Source organism: Rhodococcus sp. 852002-51564_SCH6189132-a (genome assembly GCF_001665495.1).
In the GTDB taxonomy this organism is placed as follows: Bacteria; Actinomycetota; Actinomycetes; order Mycobacteriales; family Mycobacteriaceae; genus Rhodococcus; species Rhodococcus pyridinivorans.
In genome coordinates this window covers 54,350-65,022 of record NZ_LZMJ01000072.1, presented here as the reverse complement: position 1 = coordinate 65,022, position 10,673 = coordinate 54,350, and the positions used below count along the sequence as shown (strand labels likewise).

Here is a 10,673-nt window from a genome sequence, read left to right as displayed (position 1 = left end):
CCGGCGCGACCCTCCCCCCCTGGGGCGCGACCTCCCCCGTTCCCGCGACCGCGGGCCCCGGGTCGCCGTGGCGCTCCCCCCCGGATGCGTGGCCGATTGGGGGGACGCGGCGGGGGGGGGGGGGGGGGCCCCCCCCCACCGGGGGGGGCCCCCCCCCCGCACGCCTAGCTTCCGGAGGCGGTGACGTGCGCACCCGAGGTGGCCCGCAGGTCCTCGAGGAAGGTGCGCGACCAGCGGGCGACGTCGTACTCCATGACGTGCGCGTGCATGGTCTTCATGCGCTTCTTCCGTTCGGCCGGGTCCTCCTCTATCGCTTCCACGATCGCGCGCTTGACGCCTTCGAGATCGTGTGGGTTGACCAGAAGAGCGCGGCGGAGTTCGGCTGCCGCCCCGGCGAATTCGCTGAGCACCAACGAACCGCTGCCGTCGGGGTGGCAGGCGATGTATTCCTTGGCGACGAGGTTCATGCCGTCGCGCAGGGGAGTGACCAGCATGACATCGGCACCGGTGTACATCGCGAGCAGTTCGTCGCGGTCGACCGAGGCATGGAGGTAGTGGACGACGGGGGAACCGAGCCGGGCGAACTCGCCGTTGATCCGACCCACTTCGCGCTCCACCTGGTCGCGGAGTTGTGCGTACGCCGTCAAACGCTCGCGGCTCGGCGTGGCCAACTGCACCATCACGACCTTCTCGGGATCGAGGGTGCCTTCGGCGAACAGCTCGTGCAGGGCCTCGAGACGTACGTCGATCCCCTTGGTGTAGTCGAGCCGGTCGACGCCGAGCAGCATGACCTCCGGATCGCCCAGGTCCCTGCGGATCTCGGCGGCACGCTCCTGAACGGCGGTGTCGCGGGAACGTTCCCGGAGCTGCGCGGAGTCGATGGAGATGGGGTAGGCACCGACACGAACCTGCCGGTCGCCGAGAACGATGGTGCCGCCCGACGAGGTCCCGCGCGGTGCCGGAAGTCCGAAGAGCCGGTTGGCGAGATAGAGGAAGTTCTGTGCCCCGCCGGGGAGATGGAAACCGACGAGATCGGCGCCGAGCAGACCGTCGACGATCGCCTTCCGCCACGGCAACTGCAGGAACAGTTCGGTAGGCGGGAAGGGGATGTGGAGGAAGAAACCGATCGTGACGTCGGGCCGGAGTTCACGCAACATCCGGGGAACGAGCTGGAGCTGGTAGTCGTGCACCCACACCGTCGCCCCGGGGGCAGCGGCACGGGCCGCGGCCTCGGCGAATCGCTGATTGACCGCGCGATAGGTCCGCCACCACCGGCGATCGAAAGTGGGTGGGATGAGCGCGTCGTGGTAGAGCGGCCACAGAGTGTCGTTCGAGAAACCCTCGTAGTACTCCTCGACCTCCTGGGAGGACAACTCCACCGGATACAGCGAGAGCCCGTCCTCCTCGAAGGGATCGACCGTCACGTCGGGAGTGCCGGGCCAGCCGACCCAGGCGCCACTGTTGGACCTCAGGACGGTCTCCATCGCGGTCACCAGGCCACCGGGGCTGCGTCGCCAGACCGGCGGGCCACCGTCGGTCGGCGTCTCGAGATCCACCGGCAAACGGTTGGCGACCACGACGAAATCGTCGGAGTTCGGTTCGTTCATAATCCCGCCTTCGTGCAACTGCCTTACGGCGAACCAATCCCACATGTTCGAAATCGACTACTTCTTGTTATCAAGGCGGGTAGGGGGCCGCAAATTGCGTGCACCGCTGCGGGCCTTCGACCAGCAGTTCTCCGGAAAATCAGCTTTCGCTCGGCAGGGGAGCAGCCGGGTTGTCGAACATTTCGTCGATACGCTTCTTGATCTCCGCGGTACTGAATCGCACGCCCTGGTGGAGGGCTGCGGGCGGGAAGAAGGTGGCGCCGGAAACGGGGCTCTGCTCGAGCATCGTCGAGGTCCTTTCGGAAAACAGGCGGAGATGGACCGGGACCTTTGTGGTCGCGGTCGGTGAAGTGACGAGGATCGGCCTGCGTCGTGGCCCGAACGATTCAGCTCGCGGGGTTCGCCGCGAAGAGATCTATGAGTGCCTTGCAGAATGCCGGCAGGTCGCCGGGGTTGCGGCTCGAGACCAGGTTGCGATCGACGACCACCTCTTGATCGACGACGTTTCCGCCGGCGTTGCGGATGTCGGTACGAACGCTCGGATACGACGTGAGGGTGCGGTCGCGCACCACGTCGGCCTCGACGAGCATCCACGGTCCGTGGCAGATCACGCCGACCGGGCGCCCGGAGGTGACGAACTCCCGCACGAACGACACGGCCTTGTCGTCCTGGCGCAGCTGATCGGGATTCGTGGTTCCACCGGGAAGCACCAGGCCGTCGAAGTCGCCGGGGGAGACCTCCGAGACGAGGTGATCGACGGTGTATTTCCCTGCGGCGTTGACGTCCTTCTCCATTGCCTGGATCTCGCCCTGCTCGATCGAGACGAGTCGGACGGTGGCGCCCTCGTCCTCGAGAGCTTTACGCGGCTCGACGAACTCGACCTCCTCGACTCCGTTCGTCGCGAGAATTGCGATGGTCAGTCCGGACAGTCGTGCCCCATCGGCGGAATTCATGTTCGTGTGTCCTTTCTCGGCTGCTGTCGGAATTACCCGGCTCGGATGGTGTGAAACGCGGGCTCTCACGCCTTTTTCCACCCTCGGCGTCACCTGGGGGAAAGGTTGCCGGTCGCGGGCCCCTCCAGCAGAGTGCCGTCGGCAGTGAATCGGGAGCCGTGCAGCGGGCAGTCCCACGACGACTCCGCGTCGTTCCACCGCAGGATTCCGCCGAGGTGCGGGCAGACCGCGCTCACGCGGTGCGTCCGGCCGTCGACCGTGGACACGCCGACGGGACGTCCGCAACTGCGTACCACCCGTCCCTGTCCTTCTTCCGGCTTTGATCCGGAGGACGTCGCGGCCTGCAACCAGCCCTTGGCCATGTGCAATGCGACGGTGGTATTGAGTTTGGCTGCGGTGGGAATGCCGGTCACCAGTTCGGTGCGCCATGCCGCCATGGCGGGCGCCCACGCCTCGACCTCGGGATCCGGCGACTCCGAGAACCGGGACGCGATGATGTGCGCCGCCGCGACCCCGCCGGTCATGCCCCACTTGCCGAAGCCGGTCGCCACCCAGATCCGGTCGGCACCGGGCAGGACGGGCCCGACCTCGGGGAGGCTGTCCATGTTCGTGTAGTCCTGCGCCGACCACCGGTACAGTTCGTGGGCGCCGGGGAAGGTCCGTTGGCTCCATCGCAGCAGGTCGTCGTATGCGGAGCGGGTCGAATCGTGCCGGCCGACGACGTGTCCGTTGCCGCCGACGAGCAGTAGTCGATCCGCCGACGAGGACGTTCCCGCCGCAGAGGCGGTGCGGAGCGACCGGGTGGGACTGTCCGCGGACAAGAACATCCCTTCCGGCGGGCCACCGGGCACTTCGACGGCGATGGAGTACGAGCGGTCGGGTTCCATCCTGGCGAAGAATGCACCGCGGTCCAGGATGGGGATGCCGGTTGCAAGTACGACGCGATCTGCACGGATGTTGCCGTCGTCGGTGCGGACGATGCATCCTGCGTCCTCGGTGTCCACGGTCTTCACGCGCCGCCCGACGAACACTTCGGCGCCGCACGCACGCGCCCGGTCGACCGCCGTGAACAGAATGGGCATGGGATCGACCTGCACCTGGTCGGGAATCGTGACCGCCGCGGCCACGCCGAAGGGCAGCGGGATCTCACCGACCCTCTCGGCCGGTAACCCGGCGGCGCGGCAGTGGTGGTATTCCGCGTCGATCATGCTCACGTTCGACGGATCCTGCGCGTAGGTATAGGCGTCCGCACGGTCGAAGTCGAGTCCGTGCCGCGTGCAGAAATCGACCACCCATCGTTGTGCCGCGAGGGTGCCGTCGACATATCCCTGACGGATCGCACCGGAATGTCTGCGGCCGATCTGCGACAGGCGTGTGCCCTGCAGGACGCTGACCTTGCCGGTGGTGTTCCCGGTGGTCACCGCCCCGATGTCCCGGGCTTCGAGCACCGCAACGCGCAGTCCCCTCTCAGCGAGGAGCAGCGCCGTCACGGTGCCCGTGATCCCGGCGCCGACGACCACGATGTCGTAGCGCTCCCGGCGGGCCGTCCAGTCGTCGTACGTCGCGATGTGCGGGGCGCGATCCCGCCAGAGGGACACCGTGGTCTCGGTAGGCATATGCGCTGGTTACCTCCCCGGCCGGACCGGTAAACGGGGCGCTGCGGGAGCCTCTCGCATCGTTGTTTCCGGTTCGTGATCCGAACCGGGTGTTTCGATGCCGGACAGGTGTGGGTAAACCGCAGTACCACGTCGCGTAAGGCGAAATAAATCAACCGGTTTCGTGGGTGTCCCACGGGAGGTTCCAGTGCTGTCTTCTGAGATCGACGATTTCGGTGGGGGTGAGGGCGTCAGCCGCACCCACCGAGGTGGAAGCGTGCGCTCCCGAGTCGTTCGGGGCGCGGTACGCGCACTCGCGAAGCCGGTCGTCGGGGCATGGATGGCCCGGCCCGACCTCGCGTGGCCACTGTCGGTCGTCGACGGCGCTGCGTCCCTCCTCCCCAAGCCCTCCGGAGCCCAGTACGTGGACGTCGACCTGGGCGCGTGCAGTGCAGAGTGGATCCGCGCGGAAGGACGATCGACCAAGCGCGCGGTGCTGTACCTGCACGGTGGCGCGTTCCTGATGTGCGGATTGAACACTCATCGTTCGCTGGGGGTAAGCCTGTCGGATCGCGCCGACGGCGCGGTGCTCAGCGTCGACTACCGCATGCTGCCGAACGCTCCCATCGCACACGCGGTGGACGACGCGGTACGCGGTTACGAGTGGTTGTGCGAGAAAGGTTATCGGGGAGAGGACATCGTCGTCGCAGGCGACTCCGCCGGGGGATACCTGTCGTTCATGACGGCCCTGGCCATCGCGGAATCCGATCTGCCCCGCCCCGCCGGAATCGTCGCGCTGTCGCCCCTCGTCGACCTCGATTCCGATCGTCGCGCCGAACACGACATGCAGGCGGCCTGCCCCATGTTCCCCGGATCGGCCGTGCAGTCGCTCGTACGCTACATCGAGGGCACCCATACCCGTCTGACCGTCGACGGGGAGCCCGGACCGCTGATGTGCCCGCTCGACAACGACCTCAGTGTGCTGCCCCCGGTGATGATCCACGCCGGTCACGACGAATTGCTGCGCAGCGACGCAGAATCCATGGCGCGGGCCGTGCGGGAGGCAGGGGTCAGCTGCGACCTGCACCTGTGGCGACACCAGGTGCACGCCTTCCCGATCTTCGCCGACAGCGTTCCCGAGAGTCGGCGTGCGCTCGCCGAGGCCGGCCGGTTCGTGCAGTCCGTGACGGACACGACCGGTCGTGCGCAACGGTCCGTCGTCACGCCGATCTCTCGCTACGTCTCCGATTCCGCAGTCGCCTGAGCACTGCAGTGCTCTGAGAACTGCAGTGCTCTGAGAACTGTAGTGCTCTGAGAACTGCAGCGGCCCGAATCAATTGGAGTCGGGACCGCTCGGTCGCGGCACTCGTGACCGAGCGGTCCCGGAACCTTCTACAGCACCTACTGCTGCGAACTACCCGAGTGGGCGAATTCCAAGGTTCCGAGATCGGCTTCCGCCACCTCGAAAGGCATCGTCAGCACGGTCGCGGTCGCCCACCCCCGGCACACGAGAACGGCGTCGCTGTCGTGGGATTCGTCGAGTTCGACCGCCCGGAAGGTGACCGGCAAGGCGCGGGAGATGTCGCCGTCGTCCTCGACCTCCCCGATCTCGGCCTGGACGGCACCGAATCCTGCCAGAGGAGCACTGCGCAGTCCGCGTAACTCGTGGACGGGCATGTCGGGGATGTTGACGTTGAGAACCGTGCCCGGACGGCTGTGTTCGACGGCCCACTCGAGAGCGCGACGGGTCACCAACTCGGCGGTCTCCCACTGCGACGGAGCTGTCCCGTTGAGGGACAATGCGACCGCGCGGGCACCGTGGGTGGCCGCGGTCAGGGCTGCACCCACCGTGCCCGAATGCAGGATCGCGTGACCGGTGTTGGGGCCCAGGTTGATTCCGGATAACACGATGTCCGGTGCCGTCCCGAACGCGCCGTACGAGGCGAGGAAGGTGATCAACGCCGGAGATGCTTCCACCGCATAGGATTCCACCTCGGGCAGGTCGTCGAGCGGGCGACGGCTGAGCAGGAGTTTTCCTTCGTCCTGGAGAGCGGTCAAGGATGCACTGGCGCCGCTGCGCTCGACATGGGGCGCCGCGACCTGCACGTCGAATCCCGCCGCGACGGCGAGGCGGGCGAGCAGGGCGAGACCGGGACTGTCGATGCCGTCGTCGTTGACGATCAGTGCTTTCATGAACGCTTCCCCTTCACCTTCCGGACCTCCACCTTCTCGGCCATCTTCTCCACAGCGCCACGATGCCCCGTCGCCAGACCGCGGCGCGTGACGTTGACCGCACCTGCTGCGGCGCCGAGACGCAGCGCGTCCTCGAACTTCGCGCCCGCGGCGTAGGCCGACGCGATGCCGGCGGTCATCGAATCTCCGGCACCGTGGTGGTCCACGGTCTGCACCGAGGGTGCCTCCACCTCCCAGATGGTTCCGTTGTCCAGTGCGATCGCCGGATCGCCGGCGCGGGAGATCACCACCGAGGCGGCACCTTCGTCGTGGAGACGGTGCAAGGCCTCGATGAGATCGTCGAGATCCTCGGACTTCGCGCGACCGTCCTCGATGAGATCCTCGTGGCTCACCTTCAGCACGGTCACCCCGCCTTCGAGGGCCGCACCGAGGGTGGGGCCGGACAGATCGGCGACGACCGGGATGCCGAGGGCTCCCAGATCGGCGCACAGGCGCGTGTACACCTCGCTCGGTACGGCGTCGTCGTTGTGCGGTCCGCCCAGCATCGCGACCTTCGCGCACATCGCGGACGCCAGCGACGCGCTGAACAGATCGTCGGTCTCGTGACGGGTGAGTGCCGGCGGGTCGATCTCCACGATCTCCTTCCGTTCGCCCTCGCGCCGGTCGTGGATGTAGGAACCGTTGGGTGATGCGGTCTCCACGGCATGCACCGTCACGCCTTCGCGGTTGATCATGTCGACGAGGATCGTGCCGGACTCGCCGCCGAACGGTCCGCACAGGTGCACGTCCATTCCCAGGGTCGCCGCCATGCGGCCGATCCAGAATCCCTGCCCGCCGGGATGGACGTGCAGTTCGGTGCTTCCGTCGGGTGCCTTCTCGAGGGTTACCGTGAGGAGCGGGGACGGCGCGAAGACGAAGGCGTACGGGTTGGAGGAGGGGGTGTTCTCGGATTCCATGCCCGCCCGGATACCCCCTCCGAACAGCGATGACACCCGGCGTCGTGTGACACCTGCGGAAGCGGGGTATGCGTCTGCCGCAAGCGAGCTGTCGTCCAGAGGATGAGGAGCGGGCATGGCCAGGATCGCGACGATCGAGACTTCGGTGGCACCGGCGCGTGTATGGGAGATCCTCGCCGACGGCTGGCGGTACGCGGCATGGGTGGTGGGTGCGTCGCGCATCCGGGCCGTCGACCCCGCCTGGCCGCAACGGGACACCCGGATCCATCATTCGGTGGGTCTGTGGCCTCTCCTGCTCGACGACCACACCGAGGTCAGCGAGGTGGTGCCCGAACGGCAACTGGTGCTGCGCGCACGTGCCTGGCTGTTCGGCAAGGCCGAGATCGCGATCTCGCTCGAACCCACCCACGACGGCGGCACCCGCATCACGATGGCCGAACACGTCGTCGAAGGACCGTACGCCCTCGTCCCCGATCGCGTACAGGAGGAAATGGTGTTGCCACGGAACCAGGAATGCCTGAGACGGTTGGTGCTGCTCGCCGAAGGCGCCACCGAATGAGCGACGCGACGGTCGATGCGGTCGTCATCGGCGCCGGACCCAACGGTCTGACCGCCGCCGCGGTGCTCGCCGACGCCGGATGGGACGTCCTCGTACTGGAGGAACAGCCCGAACCCGGTGGAGCGGTGCGCAGCGCAGAACTTCACCCGGGATACTGCGCCGATCTGTTCAGCGCGTTCTATCCGCTCGGTGTGGCCTCACCGGCCTTCCAAGCCCTCGATCTCGCGTCGCACGGCCTCCGCTGGGTGCGTTCCCCGAAGGCCTTCGGTCACCCGCTGGGCCCCGACGACGAGGACGCGATCGTCGTCTCTCCGGATCCGACCGATACGGCGGCCGACCTCGAGCGTCGCTACGTCGGTGACGGGGAAGCGTGGCTGGCGCTGTTCGACCAGTGGAAGCAGGTACGCGGCGCGCTTCTCGAACTGCTCCTCGGTCCGTTCCCGCCCGTCCGGGGTTCCGTGGACCTGCTGCGCACCATGAAGACGGGAGATCTGCTGCGCTACGCGCGCATGCTCGCGCTGCCCGTCACCCGGATGTCGTCCGAGTTGTTCGGCGGTTCGGCGGCGCGGCTGCTGCTCCTGGGCAATGCCATGCATGCCGACACACCGCCCGAGGCGCCCGGCAGCGGCGTGATGGGTTACATGCTCACGATGCTCGCGCAGGACGTCGGATTCCCCGCGCCGGTCGGCGGCGCGGGAGCGCTCACCGACGCGCTGGTCCGGCGCGGCGCCGCAGCGGGTGCCCAGCTGCGGTGCGACTCGCCGGTCGTCGGCGTGGAGGTGCAGGGCGGGAAGGTCTCCGCAGTCCGGATCGCCGGTGGCGAGCGGGTGAAGGTGCGACGTGCCGTCCTCGCCGATACCTCGGCCCCGGCCCTGTACACGCGGCTCCTCCCGGCCGACGCCGTCGGGCCACGGGTACTCGACGACCTGCGCAAGTTCGAATGGGACACCCCGGTCGTGAAGGTGAACTACGCGCTCGACGGCCGCGTGCCGTGGCGTTCGCCCTCGTTGAGCGGGGCCGGCACGGTGCACGTCGGTGCCGATACGGACGCGATGATCCGGTGGTCGGCCGATCTGTCCACCGGGGTCGTCCCCGAGTCGCCCTTCCTCCTCTTCGGGCAGATGACCACCACCGACACGACGCGGTCGCCCGAGGGAACCGAAAGCTGCTGGGCCTACACACATCTGCCGCGGGGCATCACCGACGACGCGTCCGCCGACCACCTCGCCGAACGCGTCGACGCGCAACTCGAGTCCTACGCACCGGGTTTCGGTGCACGCGTGGTCGGCCGGCACGTCCAGCGACCCGGCGACCTCGAAGCGGCCGACGCAAATCTCGTCGGCGGCGCCGTCAACGGTGGAACCGCGCAGGTCCACCAGCAGTTGTTCCTGCGGCCCACTCCCGGTTTCGGTGGACCGCGGACCCCGGTCGAAGGGGTGTATCTCGCCAGCTCGGGTGCGCATCCGGGCGGGGGAGTCCACGGCATGGGTGGCTGGAACGCCGCTCACGCCGCACTCGCGGACGGCAAACGCACCGCTCCGGTGACCCGACGCGTGCGAAATGCCGCTCGCCGGGTGCTGTTCTCGTGATCGCTGGGCCTCCCACGCGGAACGGTGGCGTGTTTCACACGGAAGTCGCGCGGGTATCCGCCCGCGAACGGACGGATGCGGGTTTTCGGCCCGGGGTGGTGGAGATGCCGTCGAACTCGAGATACCGAGGTGGTGTGACGTGACAGCTTCCCTGGCGCTGGACGGATCGGATTCGCCGCGGGTATGGCGTCTTCCGGGGGTGTACCGCCCCCAAGAGGATTCGTATCTGCTCGCAGGCGCGCTTGCGGACGCAGGCGGTACGAAGGGTGCGAAGGTGCTCGACTTCTGCACCGGGACAGGGTTTCTGGCGGTGAACGCCGCCATGCTCGGTGCTTCGTCGGTGACGGCCTTCGACATCAACCCGCGAGCCGTGTTCAGCGCCCGCGTCAACGCGTGGTCGCGCCGGCTGCCGATCCGTGCCCGGCAGGGAGGCCTGGACGAGGCGTTGCGCCACGGTCCGTTCGACATCGTCTTGTCGAATCCGCCGTACGTTCCGTGCGACGGGGAGAACCGCGACCCGCGCTGGGATGCCGGCGCCGACGGACGCTGCGTGCTCGATCCGTTGTGCGACAGCCTGCCCACCCTGCTCACGCCCGGCGGATTCGCGCTGATCGTGCACTCCGAGTTCACCGGTGTGGAGGCGACACTGTCCCGGCTGCGCGAGGCGGACCTCAAGGCATCCGTCGTCGCCCGCAGCCGTATCCCCTTCGGACCGGTCCTTCGCAACCGCACGGACTATCTGTACTCGTCGCAGCTGGCGGAGCCCGGGGCACTGACCGAGGAGGTGGTCGTCGTCCGCGCCGACCGCCCCCGCACGAGGAGTTGAGAACGTGAGCAAGGCACCGAAGATCACGCAGCTCACCGCCGACGGAGAGTGCGAAGCGCGGGTCGTGCGGCAGGTGAGGGGCGGTCCCACCCTCGTCGAGGGCCCGGTGCGGATCGTCGAGGACGACGGCGCCGAGACGGTCTCGGACCGTTTCGTGGTGGCCGTGTGCCGGTGTCACCGCAGCGCGCTGTACCCCCTCTGCGACACCAGCCATCGCGCACTCCGTACGCCGAAGGCGGCGGCGCGCACCGACACCTAGGCATCGAACTAACCTTCCGGTCCGGGCCGGTCCCTGCACAGGGGCCGGCCCGGACGTCGTTCCGGGATCCCGGGCCGCCGGTCGGCCTGTCGTATCGGGGCGGGGTCGTAAGGGTCCGGAAACGACGAATCCCGGG

At 68.0% G+C, this 10,673-nt stretch carries 11 protein-coding genes; 5 read left to right on the top strand and 6 right to left on the bottom strand.

The features are described from left to right. Nucleotides 1-164 precede the first annotated feature (164 nt). The 4 genes from A5767_RS18610 to A5767_RS18600 all read right to left on the bottom strand — a co-directional run bounded on the left by A5767_RS18610 (nt 165) and on the right by A5767_RS18600 (nt 4,176). Complete coding sequence (locus A5767_RS18610; RefSeq protein ID WP_006553569.1) at nt 165-1,607, bottom strand: alpha,alpha-trehalose-phosphate synthase (UDP-forming); 1,443 nt, start codon at nt 1,605-1,607, stop codon at nt 165-167. A gap of 139 nt (nt 1,608-1,746) precedes the next feature. Beyond that, nucleotides 1,747-1,893 (bottom strand): hypothetical protein, encoded by a 147-nt coding sequence (locus A5767_RS23445; protein WP_019291152.1) that lies wholly within the window; start codon nt 1,891-1,893, stop codon nt 1,747-1,749. Between the two features lie 100 nt (nt 1,894-1,993). Further along, entirely contained in the window at nt 1,994-2,560 is a 567-nt protein-coding gene (locus A5767_RS18605; RefSeq protein ID WP_006553568.1) for a type 1 glutamine amidotransferase domain-containing protein, read from the bottom strand. An 89-nt stretch (nt 2,561-2,649) separates the two neighbouring features. Then, complete coding sequence (locus A5767_RS18600; protein ID WP_064852895.1) at nt 2,650-4,176, bottom strand: FAD-dependent oxidoreductase; 1,527 nt, start codon at nt 4,174-4,176, stop codon at nt 2,650-2,652. Nucleotides 4,177-4,363: 187 nt separating this feature from the next. Here A5767_RS18600 and A5767_RS18595 point away from each other — a divergent pair, with 187 nt between their 5' ends. Next, complete coding sequence (locus tag A5767_RS18595) at nt 4,364-5,419, top strand: alpha/beta hydrolase (protein WP_064852894.1); 1,056 nt, start codon at nt 4,364-4,366, stop codon at nt 5,417-5,419. A 137-nt stretch (nt 5,420-5,556) separates the two neighbouring features. Here A5767_RS18595 and surE read toward each other — a convergent pair whose 3' ends face one another. Together surE and A5767_RS18585 are read right to left on the bottom strand one after the other, a co-directional pair. Further along, nucleotides 5,557-6,348, bottom strand: coding sequence for a 5'/3'-nucleotidase SurE (surE, locus tag A5767_RS18590; protein WP_064852893.1), 792 nt, complete (start codon nt 6,346-6,348; stop codon nt 5,557-5,559). Beyond that, nucleotides 6,345-7,304, bottom strand: coding sequence for a 1-phosphofructokinase family hexose kinase (locus A5767_RS18585; RefSeq protein WP_064852892.1), 960 nt, complete (start codon nt 7,302-7,304; stop codon nt 6,345-6,347). The genes surE and A5767_RS18585 overlap by 4 nt, the downstream gene beginning before the upstream one ends. A gap of 115 nt (nt 7,305-7,419) precedes the next feature. Between A5767_RS18585 and A5767_RS18580 the strand changes: the two genes are divergently transcribed. The 4 genes from A5767_RS18580 (at nt 7,420) to A5767_RS18565 (ending at nt 10,537) form a co-directional block, all read left to right on the top strand. Continuing rightward, complete coding sequence (locus tag A5767_RS18580) at nt 7,420-7,863, top strand: SRPBCC family protein (protein WP_006553563.1); 444 nt, start codon at nt 7,420-7,422, stop codon at nt 7,861-7,863. Further along, nucleotides 7,860-9,452, top strand: a complete 1,593-nt coding sequence (locus A5767_RS18575) for a phytoene desaturase family protein (protein ID WP_064852891.1) — start codon at nt 7,860-7,862, stop codon at nt 9,450-9,452. The genes A5767_RS18580 and A5767_RS18575 overlap by 4 nt, the downstream gene beginning before the upstream one ends. 199 nt (nt 9,453-9,651) lie before the next feature. Further along, nucleotides 9,652-10,278, top strand: a complete 627-nt coding sequence (locus tag A5767_RS18570; protein ID WP_019291159.1) for a HemK2/MTQ2 family protein methyltransferase — start codon at nt 9,652-9,654, stop codon at nt 10,276-10,278. A 4-nt stretch (nt 10,279-10,282) separates the two neighbouring features. Further along, entirely contained in the window at nt 10,283-10,537 is a 255-nt protein-coding gene (locus tag A5767_RS18565) for a CDGSH iron-sulfur domain-containing protein (protein WP_019291160.1), read from the top strand. The last annotated feature ends 136 nt before the right edge of the window (nt 10,538-10,673 follow it).